The sequence below is a fragment of the Streptomyces sp. NPDC052040 genome, from assembly GCF_044548405.1.
Taxonomy (GTDB): Bacteria; Actinomycetota; Actinomycetes; order Streptomycetales; family Streptomycetaceae; genus Streptomyces.
Window position 1 is genome coordinate 331,196 of the sequence record NZ_JBIUBV010000006.1, and the last position, 15,312, is coordinate 346,507.

Below are 15,312 nucleotides of genomic sequence, written 5' to 3' on the forward strand. Positions count from 1 at the left end.
ATGCCCAGGAGTGACCCTTTGTGGCTTCCGCCGTGCCTGCCTCGACCACGGATGCGCCCCCCGCGTCCCCGGACGCCGCGCCGGTCTCCGTCGCCCTCGTCGGCGCGGGGCCACGCGGCACAAGCGTCCTTGAGCGCCTGTGCGCCTCCGCGACGGAACTGCTCCCGCGGGGTGCGCGGCTGACCGTGCACGTGGTCGATCCGGCGCCCCCGGGCCCGGGCCGCGTCTGGCGCACCGCGCAGCCCCCGGAACTGCTGATGAACACGGTGGCCTGCCAGGTGACGCTGTTCACCGACGAGAGCGTGGAGTGCGCGGGACCCCTCCGCCCCGGACCGAGCCTGTACGAGTGGGCGCAGGAGCAACGGGCGCCCACTACCCGGGAGTTGACGCACCCGGACGGCCCCTCGGACCCGTACCCGGACGGCCGTCCGCACCCGGACCCGGACAGCCGTCCGTCCCCGGGCTTGTCCCCGAACCCGTCCCCGGGCTTGTCCCCGAACCCGTCCCCGGACCTGTCCACGGACCCGGACGGCTACCCGGCCCGCGCCCAGTACGGCCGCTATCTGGAGTGGGTGTTCTCGCGGGTGGTGGACGGCGCCCCGGAGGCGATACGGGTGGAGGTGCACACCGCCCGTGCGATACGCCTGCGGGACGCCCCCGACGGCGGCCAGACGCTCACCCTGTCCACCGGCCGCACCCTCACCGGCCTGTCCGCGGTGGTCCTCGCCCAGGGCCACCTCCCCGTGGTCGCGGATCCCGAGCAGCAGCGGCACACCGCGCACGCGGCCCGGCACGGCCTGCGCCACATCCCCCCGGCCAACCCCGCGGACATCGACCTCACCGTGCTCGCGCCGGGCGAACCGGTGCTGCTGCGCGGACTCGGCCTCAACTTCTTCGACCACATGGCCCTGCTGACCGCAGGGCGCGGCGGCCGCTTCGACCGTGCCCCCGACGGGCGCCTGCGCTACCGTCCGTCGGGCCGCGAGCCCCGGCTCTACGCGGGCTCCCGCCGCGGGATCCCGCATCAGGCGCGCGGCGACAACGAGAAGGGCCCCTACGGCCGCCACACCCCCCTGCTCCTGACCGGCGACACGATCGCCGCCTTCCGCAAGCGCGCCGAAGCCGGGGAGTCACCGGACTTCTCCGCGGAAATATGGCCGTTGGTGGCGAAGGAGGTGGAAACGGTCTATTACGAGGCCCTGCTGGCCCGCCGCGGCACCGGACGGCCCGGCTTCCGGGAACGTTTTCTCGCCGCTCCCCACGGCGGGACGGCCGAGGGGGACCTCCTCGGGGCGTACGGCATCGCCCCCGCGGACCGCTGGGACTGGGACCGTGTGGCACGTCCGCACACGGACCGGACCTTCGCGTCCCCGGCCGAGTGGCGGGGCTGGCTCCTCGGCCATCTCCGCGAGGACGCCGCGCAGGCGGCCCTCGGCAATGTCCGAGGCCCGCTCAAGGCCGCCCTGGACGTGCTGCGCGACCTGCGCAACGAGCTGCGGCTGATCATCGACCACGGCGGCCTGTCCGGCACCTCCCGCCGGGACCAGCTGGACCGCTGGTACACCCCGCTCAACGCCTTTCTGTCGATCGGTCCGCCCCGGCGGCGCATCGAGGAGCTGACCGCCCTGATCGAGGCGGGAGTGCTGGAGGTCCTCGGGCCGCGCCTCACGGTGCGCGCCGAGGACGGCGGCTGGACCGCGCACTCGCCCGAGGTGCCGGGCTCGGCCGTACGCGTCCGCACCCTTCTGGAGGCCCGGCTGCCCGAGCCGGACCTGCGCCGCACCGCCGACCCGCTCCTGGCCGACCTGCTGGGCACCGGCGGATGCCGCCCGCATGCCGTCGGCGGCTACGAAACCGGAGGACTGGATGTGACACCGCGCCCGTATCGCGTGATCGACCGCCGGGGGGCGGCGCACCCGTCCCGCTTCGCCTTCGGGGTGCCCACGGAGGGCGTGCACTGGGTGACCGCGGCGGGGGCCCGGCCCGGTGTGGACTCGGTGACGCTGGCGGACGCGGACGCGGTGGCCCGGGCGGTGCTGCGCGCGGCCGGGGCGGAAGCGGAATCGCGGGCGGGGCGGAGACGGAGCGGCACCCTGGCTGAATGTTGAACTTGCAAGCACTGGTTAGGACGACCTAACCTTGCGGCTCAGTCGGTTTCCGTCCCCCACGCCGGTCCCTGCGCGGACCGCACAGACCGAAGGAGCCCCCCACCATGACCGCACGCCTCAACAGCGCGCAGCCGTACGCGATCGGACTGTTCCGGATCGTGGTCGGCCTGCTCTTCGCCTGCCACGGCGCCGCCTCCCTCTTCGGCGTCCTCGGCGGAGCCCAGGGCACCCACGGCGGGACCGTGCCGACGGGCGCCTGGCCGTTCTGGTACGCCGCCGTGATCCAGCTGGTGGCCGGTCTCCTGGTACTGCTCGGCCTCGGCACCCGCGGCGCCGCCCTTGTCGCGTCCGGCTCGATGGCGTACGCGTACTTCGACGTCCACCAGTCGGCGGCCCTGTGGCCGATACAGAACGGCGGCGAGCCCTCGGCGCTCTACTCCTGGGCCTTCCTGCTGCTGGTGTTCACCGGCTCCGGCGCCTTCGGCCTGGACCGCCTCCTGACCTCCCGCACGGCCACGCCCGCCACCGAGGAGGAGCGCGCCTCGCAGCCGGTGGCGGCCTGACGAATCCGCCCAGGCCGCCCCGCAGGGACCCCCTGCACCCCGCCGTCACTGCCGCCGCGTACGCTGTACGGCTGTCGTTGGGCCGCTCCTGCCGCTCCCCGCGCTGTCGCGGCACGCAGTTGCCTCTGGGGAGTCAAACGGGGGGTTCAGGGTGTTGGAGAGTCTGGGGTCACTGGCAGGCAGTCCATGGATCTACCCGGCGGTGGCCGCGTCGGTCCTGCTGGACGTCTTTCTGCCGCTGCTGCCGAGCGGCGTCCTGGTGATCACGGCGGCGACCGCGGCCGCCGCGGGCTCGGCCGTGGCGCGAGTGCCCGACGTCTTCTGGCTGATGGTGTGCGCCGCGGCGGCCTCGGTCCTCGGCGACCTGGCGGCCTACCGCCTGGCCTGGCGCGGCGGCGCCCGTCTGCATCGCGCGATAGCCCGCTCCCGTCGGCTGTCCGGCGCGCAGGAGCGGCTCGGCGCGGCCCTCGCCCAGGGCGGTGGCGCGCTGGTGATCCTGGCCCGGTTCGCGCCCGCGGGCCGTTCGGTGGTCTCACTCGGCGCGGGCGCCGCACGCCGCCGGGCCCGTGACTTCCTGCCCTGGTCGGCGCTGGCGGGCATCGTCTGGGCCGCGTACAGCGTGGCGCTCGGCTACTTCGGCGGCCAGTGGCTGGGCGCGAGCTGGCTGGCCACGGGCGTGTCGGTGGCGGCCCTCTTCGGCGCGGGCGCGGCCGCGACCTGCCTGGTGCGCCGCCCGGCCACACGCGAGTAACGAGCGGGACCCGGCGGCCCGGACGGCCACTTTGCGGCTACGTCACCCCGGGCGCGCCCTCCCGGGCGCGGCCCCGCACCTCCAGTCCGGCCAGCAACTCCGCGGTGGCCGCGGCGACCGCGTCCACGGCCCGGTCGAAGACCTCACGGTTGTGGGCGGCGGGGGCACGGAAGCCGGACACCTTGCGCACGTACTGGAGCGCGGCGGCCCGGATCTCCTCCTCCGTGGCGTCGTCGGGGATGGCGGGCGGGCGGAGGGTCTTGATACTGCGACACATTCCTCCAGTGTGACGCGGCGCCCGCCCCCGTGACCCGTCAGACCGCGTGGGTCTTGGCCAGCAGCTCCAGGACCTCGGCCGTCGTCCCCGTCTCACCGAGGCGCGGGAAGATCCGCTCGACGCTGCCCCGGTGCGCCTCGGGGTCGGCGTCGGCCATCGCGTCGGTGACGAGCGTGACGTGGTAACCGTGCTCGTACGCGGCGCGGGCCGTGGACTCGACACCGATGCTGGTGGCGATGCCGGTCAGCACGATCTGCGTGACCCCGCGGCGGCGCAGCTGGACATCGAGACCGGTGCCGTGGAAGGCGCCCCAGTTGCGCTTGGTGATGTGGATGTCGCCCGGGTGGCCGGACAGTTCGTCCACGATGACGTCCCAGCCCTCGGGGAGGGCGCGGCCGCCGCGCTGCTGCTCGGTGCGGCCGGGCACGGCGTCGGCGCCGTCGGACGCGAAGGAGACCCGGACCAGGACGACCGGGAGGTCCCGCGCCCGGAAGGCGTCGGCGAGTTCGGCGGAACGGGCCACCACCTCGGGTCCGGAGTGCGGCTGGGTGGGCATGGCCGCGATGCCGTTCTGAAGGTCGATGACGACCAGGGCGGTACGCGGGTCGAGGGTGGTGAGAGCCATGGTTCAGGCCTTTCCGTAAGCAGGGTGAAGGTGTGCGGCAGCCCGGTGGCGGATGCGGTCCACGTAGGGGGCGCCGGAGAACGTCACGGGCGGGTGAGCCGCTCCAGCAGGGCCAGCCCGTCGAGTACGGCCTGCCGCTCGTCCTCGGTGTAACGCTCCTCCAGGGCCCGGGCCAGCCACTGCTGCCGGGCCTGCCGGTCGCCCTCGATGCGTTCGCGCCCGGCGTCGGTGAGGGTGATCAGCTGGCGGCGCCTGTCGTCGGGGTCGGGGCCGCGGCGGATCAGGCCGCGCTGCTCCAGGGCGGCGAGCGTGGCGGCCATCGACTGGGGGCGCACCCCCTCGGCGGACGCCAGGGTGCTCGCGGTGGCGGCACCGCCCTTGCCGACCAGGGTGAGCGCGGACACCTGGGAGGGGGTCAGATCGTCGTCCCCGGCCACCTCCCTGATCCGGCGCCGCAGGCGACCGACCACCACCGCCAGGTCACGGGCTGCGCGAGCGGCGGACTCGGAGAGGCCCTCGGGGTTCTGGTCCATGCCCGCCACCGTAAATCCCACAGGCAAGCCTGTCCAGTTCCACCTGAACAGTTTTACCTGCCGAAAAGCACCGCAGACACCACCCCCGTCCGGTACCACCCCCGTCCGAGTGAACCGGAAGAAGCGGCTCGCCTCACAAAATCGAACAGACGTATCATTGCCGCGTGGCTGCGAGCTATGACTTTCCGAGCGACCTCCTTGCCGGCCAGGAGGAGCTGCACCGGATCCGGGCAGAACTGCTGGCCCTGCTGAAGCGCCTGCCCTGGTCGGTGGAACCGCTGGACGGATTCAGCGACGACAACGGCTGGCGCAAGGTGGAGCGCCCCGCCTCCCCCGGCTGGACCGACGACGAACAGACCCAGGTGGAGAGACTCCGCCACCGAGAGCGGGAACTGGCGGTCTTCGTCTCGGGTCACGACTTCTGGACCGAGGTGACGACGGAGCACAAGGTGACCGCCCGCATGCACCTGAAACACACCCCCGCACCCGAACCCCACTGAGCCGCCCGCCCACGCCCCAACCGGCCCCAACTGAACTGTTGAGCACTACAGTTACTCATGTGCGGCACATCACATCGTGCCGCCGACTGGGCAGTCAGATGGGGACTCAGTTGCCCAGAAGGTGCCATTGGGGGGTACATGCGGAACATAGCCAAGGGCTCGAACGTGACACTGAGAGCCCTCAGCGAGAACGCCGATTCGGTCATCATCAGCCTGGGCTGGGCCAGCTTCACGGGTGAGGGCGACGCCGAGGAACGTGTCACGATCGGATGAGATCGTCCGGCGGACGGTCGGAGCCCGATGCCGCTCGAACCCAGGCCACCGACCGTCCCCCTCTCCCCCGCCGCAACTCCAAGTCCCGTTTCTGACAACGCAGTTGCGTTCTCGGAGTCGTAGTCACGTCCCGGCGGGAGCGGATCTTAGGCTCCGCGAGGGAAGGCGCTGTTCCGCGACACACCCCTCCCGGCCAACCAGCGGACCGGGCTGGCCGTATGCGGCCGTTTTGTGCCACGCTGTCAACACCCAGCCTGGTCTGGTGGGAGGCCCCGCGCCGCCCTTGCTGGTCATCATGATGACCGGGGCGCGGTACGGGTTGTCTCGCTCGACTGTGCGTGGCCCTACGCCGCGCGCTTGATGCCCTCCCTGTCGGGGGCGTGATGGGCTCGACCCCATGAATGGGGGCGGACCATGAACGACTTCACCGTGACCACCGAACAGCATCCCGACCGCACCGTCATCACCGTGGCCGGGGACATCGACCTCCACACCTGCCCCGCTCTCAAGCAGGCCACCGTCACGGGCGGCCCGCAGGACGGGAAGAAGCTGCTCCTGGAACTGTCGGGGGTGCGCTTCATGGACTCCAGCGGCCTGCACCTGCTGCTGCGCCTGCGCGACCGCCTGCACAACGAGGGCAGCAGGCTGGTGATTATCGGACTGCAACACCAGCCGACGCGCCTGCTGCACCTGACCGACACCTACTCCCTGCTCACCGAGGCGGCCTGAACCCACCGCCCGCGGGGCGCCCCACGGGCCGCCCCCGGCCGGTACCGCCCCGCCATCCCGGCCTCGGCACCACCCGAGGCCCGGCCGCGGGCCACAGGGAACGCCCGTGCGAGTCCGAAATCGCGCGAATACGGGCGAATACGGGCGAACAGAGCGCCCGGAGCGGCCACAGGCCCAGGGCACCCGAAGCGCCCAGCCGAGAACGCCCGGAGCACCCGCGACCCACCGAGCCGTGCACCGCACCCGGCTCCCGTCGCCACCCGCTGAGCGCCGCACGCGCCCCCTCTCCGGGCCACCCCCTCCACCCGCCCGGCTCCCAGGCCGTACCCCACCGTTACCCACTTTCGGGTGAGGGCTCCGGCACCGCCGGGGTGGCGTGGACTGGCGCACTTTCCCCACAGCCCAACGCCCACAAGGAATCAGCCACGACCACACCGTCAACCTGGTACATCCTCCATGTAAATGGACAGAGCACCCAACAGTCACAGAAATATGGCCAAGCGGTAACACCGTTCACGTCTCACCCATGTTCCGGGCGCACACCGGACATGGTGTGGATGCGCGGCCAACCGGCCGCCACCCGCACACCGCACACCTCCGGATACGGCTGCCACCGTATGCGAGGTATGCCCGCACCATGCAGGGGGACCTGTGTCTGCTTCAGCCAACAAGACCGCCCGTCGTCTGGCCTCAGCCGCTCTGGCGGCCGGTGCTCTGGTCGGAGCGCTGGCGGTGCCGGCGTCCGCAGCCGACCACCGTGCGCCCCGGTCGGTCGTCGAGATCAGCCGTGTGCAGTACGACTCCCCGGGCTGGGACAACCAGTCCAACCGCTCCCTGAACGCCGAGTGGGTGGCGATCTCCAACACCAGCCGCCACGCCGTCAACCTCGACCACTGGACGCTGTCGAACCGGTACGGCCAGACCTACACCTTCCACCACTACCGCCTGGAGGGCCGCTCCACCGTCCGGGTCCACACGGGTATCGGCCGGGACGGGCGCGCCGACCTGTTCCAGGACCGCCGGAACTACGTGTGGGACAACCACTCCGACGTCGCCGCCCTGCGCAACGACCACGGGCGCCTCGTCGACGCCGTGGCGTGGGGCCGTCCCCTGCACCACCGCTGATCGATCCCCGATAGCGGGGGTGACTCCTGAACACAGCCCCGCACCCGCAGTCCACGGCGCGTCGGCCCTCCCGGGGCCGGCGCGCCGCCCGTTTCCCCAAGGCACCGCGCGGGCGTCGGGGAGACGGACGCAACACCGCGCAGCCGGTCTCCGGCCTGTACGATTGACCAAGTGTTCGAACCGCCTCTGACCAAGGCCGAGTTGAACACACACCGGGGGCCGGAGTCGCTTCCGGCCCAGTGAGCCGCCCATCGCGACGAGGCGGCGGTGGACGCCGCTCGGGGGGAACCACGTGTCCAGCAGCAACAGTCCGCGGGCAAGCGCGCCCACGCGGACGTCACCACGGCTCGGCGGCGGTCCCGCCCCGGCCGGGCCGCCGAACGGCACACCCGCTCCGCCCCGGGCATCGGTCCCGACGACCGCAGGCCACGCACACGACACCGCCTGACACCATCCGCCACCGCCCGGCCCCGCGACGCGCCTCTCTCCCCCCTCAATTCCCCCCATCTCCTTTCCCCTACAACTCTCATACAGCCCAGTGGAGTCTTGCTGTGCACCGAATACGCACGCTGAGTGCGACCGCCGCCGTGCTGTGCGGCCTTGTCCTGACCGGCGCCACCCACTCCGGCACGGCCAACGCGGCCGCACCCGCCCGTCCCGGTGCGGGAAGTCCGGGGGCCGGAAGTCCCGGGGCGGGAGGCCCCTCCGCGCCTCCGCAGAGCACGAGGGGCACGACGGGCAAGGCCGGATCAGGGGCCACCGACCGGTACGACGACCCGGACTGGACGGCCGAGGACGCCATCCGGTTCTGGACCCAGGACCGCATGGACGCGGCGACCGACCCTTCCGGCCGACGCACCGAGCCCAAGGGACATACGGCACTTCGCAGCAGTCCGCACACCCGGCAGACCGGTGTCGTCGGCAAGCACTTCGCCGGCATCAAGTCCGTCGGCGCCCTCTACAGCGGAAACGCTCCCCAGACGCACTCCTGCACGGCCAGCGTGGTCGACAGTCCCGGGCATGATCTGATCCTGACCGCCGGGCACTGCATGAACGCCCACGGCATGTTCGTCCCGCAGTACGACGGCAGGAAGTCCGCCGCCACCCAGCCGTTCGGTGTCTTCCCGGTCCAGGAGTGGTTCCGCGACAGCCACTGGGCGGCGGACAAGAGCGTCAACTCCGACCTGGACTTCGCCTTCGCCCGGGTGGGCACCTACCACGGCAAGAAGGTCCAGGACGTGGTGGGGGCGAACACGGTCGCCCGTACCCCCGGGTTCACCGGCAAGGTCAATGTCATCGGCTACCCGATGGCCGCCTACGACAAGGCGGACCAGGCGGTGAGCTGCCCGGTCGGGACCACCGCGCTGGCGGGGTTCAACCAGATGCGCATCGACTGCGCCGGGATGTGGGGCGGAGTCTCCGGCGGCCCGTGGTTCTCCAAGGTCGACCTCAGCGGTACGGGCACCGGGACGATCGTGGGCAACATCGGCGGCTGGAACGCGGGCGGCCCCGCCGTACCGGCCTCTGATCCGCTGTACAACCGGATCTCCTACAGCCCGGTGTACGGCGACCGCTTCTTCCAGCTCTACGGCGACGCCCAGAGCGGGACCCACACCGATCACGGCCCGTACCAACAGCCCCCGCTGCCCTACTCCCTGGGCACCTGGGACACCTGGCGGAACGCGCGGTTCCTGGTGTCCGGGGACTTCCGGGGCACCGGGCACGGCGACATGATCGCGCTGAGCTCCGACGGCCGGGCCACCCTGTACCTGGGCGACGGCAACGGAGGATTCACCTCCGAGCGGCAGCTGCTGGCCGCCAACAGCACCTGGCCCCATGCGCAGGCCGTCACCGCGGGCGACTTCACCGGCTCGGGCCAGACCGACCTGATGGTGCGCTGGTCCGACGGCGAGGTCACCCTCTACGGCGACATCGGGACCAAGGGGCTGAACACGGCCGGGGTCCGCATGATCGGCCCCAACAGCACCTGGACCCACGCCACCCAGCTGGCGGGCCGCCCCGACGCCGGTCTCGTCGTCCGCTGGTCCGACGGCGAACTGACCCTCTACTCCAAGGTGGCCGCGGGCACCTTCGGCAAGGAGAACACCCTGAAGACGCCCAACCCGGGCTGGCAGGACGCCACCGCCCTCACCACCGGCGACTTCTCCGGCGACGGGAACCCGGACCTGCTGGTCCGCTGGTCCAACGGCGCACTCGACACCTACCCGAAGATCACCACCACCGGCCTGGGCACCGCGACCCACCTCCAGGGCCCCAACGCCTCATGGACCGGCGACATCGCCATGACCGCCGGAAACCTCACCCCCGACGCCCACGCCAACGACCTCGTCACCCGGGGCCCCAACGGCGGCACCACCCTCTACCAGGACACCACCCCCACCAAACTCGGCCCCACCCACACCCTGGTCACCCCGGCCCCCTGACCAGGACATGTGGAAGGCCCCCTTACGTGATCCGTAAGGGGGCCTTCCACATGTCCTGGGACTGGTGGGCGCGGACGGTTTCGAACCGCCGACATCCGCCTTGTAAGGGCGGCGCTCTACCGCTGAGCTACGCGCCCGGACGAGTTGACAGCCTACCTTGCCCTGGGGGATACCCCGCAAACCGTATGCGGAGGCGGGGGGTAGCCCCCGTATGGATCCGGTGGCCCGCCGTATCGTCCCGGCGGTCGCAGCTGCGTACGGTCGTAGTGCATTCGGTTACCGGCCCGTTTCCCCGGGTCGGGACGGGGATCAGGCTTCGGCTCAGGGGGACAGTGCCATGTTTCGTGCGGTGACGCACACAGGACGTACGCGGCGTGCTCGGGCGGTGGCCCTGGCCGCTCTCGCCGTGACGGTGGTCGCGACCGTCGGCGCGTGCGGAAACGACGCGGGGGACGACCCGCACCCCGACCACCGCTCCTTCGCTCTGCGTGGTCATACGCTCACCGTCGACACGGACTACTCGACGGTGGAGATCGTTCCGGCCGATGTGCAGAAGGTCGAGGTCACCCGGTGGTTCCGCGGCACCGTCATGGCGGGCGGGGAGCCCCGGGTGACCTGGGCCATGCGGGACGACCGGCTGGTGCTGCGGCTGAAGTGCTCCGGCCTGTTCGCGAACTGCTCCGCCAAGCACCGGATAGAGGTGCCGCGCAATGTCGCCGTCCAGGTCGAGGACGGCGACGGCAGCGTACGGGCGCAGGGCTTCCGGGAGCCGCTGAGCATCCGTACGGAGGACGGTTCGGTGCGGGTGACCGGTGCCACCGGGCCACTGACGCTGAAGAGCGGTGACGGGTCGGTCCGGGCGACGGGGGTGGGCTCGAAGCAGGTGTCCGCCACCACGCAGGACGGGTCGGTCCATCTGGAGCTGAGTGCCGTCCCCGATCTGGTGCGGTCGAGCAGCCAGGACGGGTCGGTCTCGATATCGGTGCCGCACGACAGGTACCGCGTGACCACGCAGGCCCGGGACGGCTCGGTCCATGTCTCGGTGCCGCGGGATCCGGCCGCCGCCCATGTGATCGACGCGCGGACGTCGGACGGGTCCCTCACGGTGAGCACGGCGGGGTAGCCCGGCTCTGCGGCCCGGGCCGGCCCCCCGCCGGGTCGGCGCAGGAGCCCCGCAGGACCCGGCAGCGGATTTCGGGCGCACCGTGAACCGACCGGCCCGTGTGTTCGTCCTCAACCGGTGGGAGAATGACACCGAGCAGGGCGGATGACAGCACGGGAGAGGCATGTGACGGCCACACCACCACGGGCCACACGACCGCAGCCGTGCACGCCTACCGCGTCCTTGGGGCACCACCGCCCCGCCCCCCTCCGTGATGCCCTGACCCTGATCGCCGTGCCGCTCGTCGCCGTCCTGCTGCTTCCCGGGGCGTTCGCCGGGGGCGGGACACGGCGGTGGTTCGGGGGGCGGGCCGAGGGGATGCGGGCCGAGGCGCAGGCCGCCAAGGACGCGGCGGCGGCCGCGTTCTACGAGCTGGACACCGCCCAGCGGGACCTGCGGATCTCCATCGAGACGATCACCGCGGTCGACGACTCCCCCGCCGCCCGCCGGGTCGTCGCCGACTTCGAGGCGCTGGGGCGGCGCATCGACGAGGCCAGCCACCGGTACATCGAGGCCGTCGACGCGCACGACCTCGACCGGGTCGACCTGGAAGCCTCGGTGGCCTCGCGCGCCCGGGCCGACCTGGTCGCCGCCAAGGACGAACTCGGTCGTATCAAGCAGGAGCTGGATCGTTTCGGCGGGAGCCTCGGGCCGCTGCTCGGGAAGGCCGAGACCCAGTTGGCCCGGGTCGCCCCGGCGGTGGAGCGCGCCCGTCAGGCACTGCTCGCCGCCAGCAATGCCCTGGACGGCACCCGGGACTCGGGGCTGAGGGCCGACGACCTGGCCGCCCGGCTGGCCGCCCTCGGCCCGGAGCTGACCAAGCTCAACCAGGGTGCGGGACAGCACGGCGTGCCGGAGACCCTGGAGCGCGCCGAGCGGGTCGCGCGGGAGGCCGAGGCGGTACGGGTGGAGGCCGCGCGGCTGCCGGAGCGGGCCGCCGAGATCGATCACCGGCTGGTGTCACTGCGCACCCGGGCGCAGGCGCTCACCACCCGGGCCGGGCAGGTCGAGCCCGTGCTCAGCGAGTTGCGGCGGCGTTTCGCGGCCGCCTGCTGGCAGGACCTCCAGCAGGTGCCGGAGCAGGCGGCCGAAGCCGTGCGGCAGGCGGAGCAGAAGCTGACGGAAGCGCAGTCGGCGCGGGACGCCCAGCGCTGGCCGGACGCGACCTCACTGCTGTCGACGGTGCGGGCGCTGCTGAACACGACCGACGAGGCCGTGTCCGCGGCCGGGGACCGGCTCACCCGGCTGAACGCGGTGCAGAAGGATCCGCAGCAGGAGATCGAGCGGACCCGGTTCGCGATCCGGGACGCCCAGCGGCTGGCGATGGCGGGCCGTGCGACGCCCGATCCGCGCCATGCGGGGCCGTTGGACGACGCGGTGGCCCGGCTGGACCGCGCGGTCGCCGGTCTGGAGGGCCGGCACCCCGACTACTGGCACTTCCTGATGGAGACCGAGGCGGTGCGGGGGGCGGTCGCGCAGGTGGTGGCACGGATCCGCGAGGAGCGGGGAACCGGTCACTGAGACCGGCCGCCCCAGAAGCGGTCATCCGCCCGAGGGTGAGCGGCCGCCCAAGGAACGGCCATCCGTCCGTAGGGCGGGGGCCGTTGCCGCTGTGGGTTGGCCCCCGCCCCGGGAGCACCGGTCAGGTCCGGTAGGCGTAGTACGCCGCGTTCGGGTACGACGCGATGATGCTCGCCACCGACCTGTTGTAGGTGTTGGTGGAGTGGTACGTCACATAGGGCACGCCCTGGGGGCTGCGGGAGGTGACGATCATGGAGTGGTCCTTCGACCCGTCCTTGTTGAAGTCCATCTGGAGGACGTCACCGACGTCCAGCTGGTAGACGTTGGCCAGGCTGGTGACCCGCTTCGAGGAGAGGGCGAACCACGAGAACTCGTTCACGCCGACGAACGAGTCCGACTGGATGTCCGCGGTGCCGAACCACTTGTGGAAGTCCGAGGTGTAGCCGGGGACGTGCTTCCAGCCGCCCGCCTTGAGGGACTGGCTGACGAAGTTGGTGCAGTCGCCGCCGGCGGCCTCCCCGTTGAAGTCCGGGTAGGCGGGGTTGTAGTGGCTCCAGTACTTCTGCGCGTACGCGGCCATGGCCTTGTAGTCGTAGCCGGTGGCGGAGAAGTTCTTCGGCTTCGCGGACGCGGGCCAGGAGGTCGACGAGCGGGGCGCCTCCGGCGGACCGTCGTCGGCGGCGGTCCGCGGCGCGGCGACGGCGGCAGGCGCGGCCACCTGGTTCACCGCGAGGTAGCCGTCGTCGGTGTCGCGGATGCCGGTCAGCTGCCAGTTGCCGGACCGGTCGGCCTTGAAGGTCAGCTCGTGGTGGGCCTGGAAGCCGGTGGTCCTGGGCTCGTTGCCCTGGGGCTTGGCATACGTCAGGGTCGTGCTCTCGGTGACGTCGACCGTGGCGCGGCGCCCCTTCACCTGCGTCGCGTCCAGCTTGATGCTGGTGCTCCCCGCGCTGTACTTCTCGCCCAGCTTCGCCAGGCGGGACTTGCGGCCGCGCAGCTCGGAGAGGGCCGAGGTCTCCTGGTGGGACTGGGTGCCGGACAGCCGCACCTTGCCGGAGAAGCCGGACGTCAGCTGGTGGTGTCCGTTCCCCTGCGCGCTCTTGCCGTCCACCAGGGCATCGGTGCGGTCGGTGAAGACCGCGTCGGCCAGCCGCTGGAAGGTGGCCCTGGTGGCCGCGTCGACCGTCGGGTCGTCGGTGACCGCCGCGCCCGCGCTCCAGTTGGGCACCAGAGCCACGCCCGCCACCACCGAGGCGGCGGCGGCCGTGAGTATGGTGGCCCGACGCCGCGTACGGCTCAATCTTCTTGATTTCAAAGGTGTTTCCCCTCTACGCCGGTACACCTACCGGGAGACGGCATCTTCGCACGGCTCGGGTGGAAGTTGTGAAGAAGGATGCACAAGTGGAACCAAGGGGTTACAGCGGTCACTTGACCACCGTCGACCAGTCCGGCGACTGTGCCGGATCCAGGGCGCGCAGCCGCTGGAGGGTCTCCGGCTTCTGCACATCGAGCCAGTCGGCCAGCTCCTTGAAGGACACGCATTTGACGCCCTTCTTCGTGCAGACGTTCTTCACCACCTGGTCGACGGCCTTCATATAGATGCCGCCGTTCCAGTCCTCGAAGTGGTTGCCGATGAACAGCGGGGCGCGGCTGCCGTAGTAGACGCGGTTGAACCCGGCCATATAGGAGTCCGTGGTCATCTGCTCCCACTGGGGGTACTTCGCGGGGTCCCCGTGGGTCTCGCCGCCGGACTGGTTGTAGAGGAAGTTGAAGTCCATGGACAGGCCCTGGAACGTGCCGTTCTCGTAGGGGAGCATCTCCAGCGGGAAGTCCCAGATGCCGTTCTTCTTGGCCGGCCATATCTGGAAGTCGCCCGGGGAGCTGGCGTCGTAGCGCCACCCGTAGTCCTTGATGGCCTTGAGCAGGTTCGGCTGGCCCTCCAGACAGGGCGCGCGGCCGCCGGTGACCTCCTTCTTGAAGTCGAAGGGCAGCGGCGGGATGTCCTTGTAGCCGGTGTTGGTCTTCCAGTTCTCGGCGAAGGAGTAGAACTGGTCGATCTCGCTCTTCCACTCCTCGACGCTCCAGTCGCCGCCGCCCTTGGCGCCGCAGAAGTGGCCGTTGAAGTGGGTGCCGATCTCGTGGCCCTCGTTGTACGCCGTGCGCAGCTGCTCCAGGGTGGTGCGGATGTGCTCGTCGGTGGCGTAGTCGATGGCGGCGGCGCCCACCGGGTGCTGGGGCGGGTGGTAGAGGTCCTTCTTGTCCTTGGGCAGCAGATAGATGCCCGTGAGGAAGAAGGTCATATGCGCGTTGTACTGCTTGGCCATCTCGCGGTAGTGGGAGAAGAGGTGGTCGTCGCCCTCCAGGGCGCCGTCCCAGGAGAACACCACGAACTGCGGCGGCTTCTCACCGGGTTTGAGCGGCACCGGCTTCAGTTCGCCCTTCTGGGGGCCGGTGTAGGAGGTGGAGCCGTCTCCGATGATGTGCGTCCTGCCGTCCCACTTGGTGTCCTCGTCCGCCGTGGCTCCGGCTCCGGCGCCCTTGCCGCCGCTTCCGGAGCCGGGGGACGCGGTCTCGGCGGAGCTGTCCGGCCGGGCCACCACCAGGAACGTGATCGTCACGGAGGCGACGGCGAGGACCACCGCCAGGGTCATCCGGCCGTTGACACGGCCGCCGATACGGGAGAGTCGGGAGGGGCGTGCTCGGC

15 protein-coding genes and 1 tRNA gene are annotated in these 15,312 nt (G+C 71.5%); 10 read left to right on the forward strand and 6 right to left on the reverse strand.

Features of this window, described 5'->3' with window-relative positions; all coding sequences use genetic code 11:
- Nucleotides 1–32: 32 nt before the first annotated feature.
- The 3 genes from ACIHAA_RS15925 (at nucleotide 33) to ACIHAA_RS15935 (ending at nucleotide 3,422) form a co-directional block, all read left to right on the forward strand.
- A complete protein-coding gene (locus tag ACIHAA_RS15925; RefSeq protein WP_399817441.1) occupies nucleotides 33–2,108 on the forward strand; it encodes an FAD/NAD(P)-binding protein in 2,076 nt (691 codons plus the stop codon).
- Between the two features lie 104 nt (nucleotides 2,109–2,212).
- Nucleotides 2,213–2,671 carry a DoxX family protein gene (locus tag ACIHAA_RS15930; protein WP_399817311.1) on the forward strand — a complete coding sequence of 153 codons (459 nt, stop codon included), beginning with the start codon at nucleotides 2,213–2,215 and terminating at the stop codon, nucleotides 2,669–2,671.
- 151 nt (nucleotides 2,672–2,822) lie between these two features.
- A complete protein-coding gene (locus tag ACIHAA_RS15935) occupies nucleotides 2,823–3,422 on the forward strand; it encodes a DedA family protein (RefSeq protein WP_399817313.1) in 600 nt (199 codons plus the stop codon).
- A gap of 37 nt (nucleotides 3,423–3,459) precedes the next feature.
- Here the strand turns inward: ACIHAA_RS15935 and ACIHAA_RS15940 are convergent, their stop codons facing one another.
- The 3 genes from ACIHAA_RS15940 to ACIHAA_RS15950 form a co-directional block, all read right to left on the reverse strand.
- Nucleotides 3,460–3,699, reverse strand: a complete 240-nt coding sequence (locus tag ACIHAA_RS15940) for a DUF2277 domain-containing protein (RefSeq protein ID WP_399817315.1) — start codon at nucleotides 3,697–3,699, stop codon at nucleotides 3,460–3,462.
- Between the two features lie 37 nt (nucleotides 3,700–3,736).
- Nucleotides 3,737–4,324 (reverse strand): hydrolase, encoded by a 588-nt coding sequence (locus tag ACIHAA_RS15945; RefSeq protein WP_399817317.1) that lies wholly within the window; start codon nucleotides 4,322–4,324, stop codon nucleotides 3,737–3,739.
- Between the two features lie 83 nt (nucleotides 4,325–4,407).
- Complete coding sequence (locus ACIHAA_RS15950; RefSeq protein ID WP_399817319.1) at nucleotides 4,408–4,857, reverse strand: MarR family winged helix-turn-helix transcriptional regulator; 450 nt, start codon at nucleotides 4,855–4,857, stop codon at nucleotides 4,408–4,410.
- Nucleotides 4,858–5,021: 164 nt separating this feature from the next.
- On the opposite strand from ACIHAA_RS15950, the gene ACIHAA_RS15955 reads away from it, so the two are divergent.
- The 5 genes from ACIHAA_RS15955 to ACIHAA_RS15975 all read left to right on the forward strand — a co-directional run bounded on the left by ACIHAA_RS15955 (nucleotide 5,022) and on the right by ACIHAA_RS15975 (nucleotide 9,928).
- The gene (locus ACIHAA_RS15955; RefSeq protein WP_399817321.1) at nucleotides 5,022–5,357 is read left to right on the forward strand and encodes a hypothetical protein; all 336 of its coding nucleotides are present in this window, start codon (nucleotides 5,022–5,024) and stop codon (nucleotides 5,355–5,357) included.
- Between the two features lie 138 nt (nucleotides 5,358–5,495).
- Nucleotides 5,496–5,630 carry a hypothetical protein gene (locus tag ACIHAA_RS15960; RefSeq protein ID WP_399817323.1) on the forward strand — a complete coding sequence of 45 codons (135 nt, stop codon included), beginning with the start codon at nucleotides 5,496–5,498 and terminating at the stop codon, nucleotides 5,628–5,630.
- A gap of 414 nt (nucleotides 5,631–6,044) precedes the next feature.
- Entirely contained in the window at nucleotides 6,045–6,359 is a 315-nt protein-coding gene (locus tag ACIHAA_RS15965) for an STAS domain-containing protein (RefSeq protein WP_399817325.1), read from the forward strand.
- A gap of 651 nt (nucleotides 6,360–7,010) precedes the next feature.
- The gene (locus tag ACIHAA_RS15970; protein ID WP_399817327.1) at nucleotides 7,011–7,484 is read left to right on the forward strand and encodes a lamin tail domain-containing protein; all 474 of its coding nucleotides are present in this window, start codon (nucleotides 7,011–7,013) and stop codon (nucleotides 7,482–7,484) included.
- A 551-nt stretch (nucleotides 7,485–8,035) separates the two neighbouring features.
- On the forward strand, nucleotides 8,036–9,928 hold the full coding sequence (locus ACIHAA_RS15975) for an FG-GAP-like repeat-containing protein (RefSeq protein WP_399817329.1): 1,893 nt from the start codon (nucleotides 8,036–8,038) through the stop codon (nucleotides 9,926–9,928).
- Between the two features lie 62 nt (nucleotides 9,929–9,990).
- Here ACIHAA_RS15975 and ACIHAA_RS15980 read toward each other — a convergent pair.
- Nucleotides 9,991–10,065, reverse strand: a tRNA-Val gene (locus tag ACIHAA_RS15980).
- Between the two features lie 200 nt (nucleotides 10,066–10,265).
- Here ACIHAA_RS15980 and ACIHAA_RS15985 point away from each other — a divergent pair.
- Both ACIHAA_RS15985 and ACIHAA_RS15990 read left to right on the forward strand, forming a co-directional pair.
- Complete coding sequence (locus tag ACIHAA_RS15985; protein WP_399817331.1) at nucleotides 10,266–11,051, forward strand: DUF4097 family beta strand repeat-containing protein; 786 nt, start codon at nucleotides 10,266–10,268, stop codon at nucleotides 11,049–11,051.
- 165 nt (nucleotides 11,052–11,216) lie between these two features.
- The gene (locus ACIHAA_RS15990) at nucleotides 11,217–12,611 is read left to right on the forward strand and encodes a hypothetical protein (protein WP_399817443.1); all 1,395 of its coding nucleotides are present in this window, start codon (nucleotides 11,217–11,219) and stop codon (nucleotides 12,609–12,611) included.
- A 121-nt stretch (nucleotides 12,612–12,732) separates the two neighbouring features.
- On the opposite strand, the gene ACIHAA_RS15995 is transcribed toward ACIHAA_RS15990, so the two are convergent.
- Nucleotides 12,733–13,857, reverse strand: a complete 1,125-nt coding sequence (locus ACIHAA_RS15995) for an amidase domain-containing protein (protein ID WP_399817445.1) — start codon at nucleotides 13,855–13,857, stop codon at nucleotides 12,733–12,735.
- A 175-nt stretch (nucleotides 13,858–14,032) separates the two neighbouring features.
- A complete protein-coding gene (locus ACIHAA_RS16000; protein WP_399817333.1) occupies nucleotides 14,033–15,259 on the reverse strand; it encodes a hypothetical protein in 1,227 nt (408 codons plus the stop codon).
- Nucleotides 15,260–15,312 lie beyond the last annotated feature (53 nt).

Coding starts and splice junctions, on each gene's coding strand:
- ACIHAA_RS15945 (WP_399817317.1), bottom strand. CDS start 4,324: ATGGCTCTCACCACCCTCGACCCGCGTACCGCCCTGGTCGTCATCGAC.
- ACIHAA_RS16000 (WP_399817333.1), bottom strand. CDS start 15,259: ATGACCCTGGCGGTGGTCCTCGCCGTCGCCTCCGTGACGATCACGTTC.
- ACIHAA_RS15965 (WP_399817325.1), top strand. CDS start 6,045: ATGAACGACTTCACCGTGACCACCGAACAGCATCCCGACCGCACCGTC.
- ACIHAA_RS15950 (WP_399817319.1), bottom strand. CDS start 4,857: ATGGACCAGAACCCCGAGGGCCTCTCCGAGTCCGCCGCTCGCGCAGCC.
- ACIHAA_RS15930 (WP_399817311.1), top strand. CDS start 2,213: ATGACCGCACGCCTCAACAGCGCGCAGCCGTACGCGATCGGACTGTTC.
- ACIHAA_RS15940 (WP_399817315.1), bottom strand. CDS start 3,699: ATGTGTCGCAGTATCAAGACCCTCCGCCCGCCCGCCATCCCCGACGAC.
- ACIHAA_RS15985 (WP_399817331.1), top strand. CDS start 10,266: ATGTTTCGTGCGGTGACGCACACAGGACGTACGCGGCGTGCTCGGGCG.
- ACIHAA_RS15960 (WP_399817323.1), top strand. CDS start 5,496: ATGCGGAACATAGCCAAGGGCTCGAACGTGACACTGAGAGCCCTCAGC.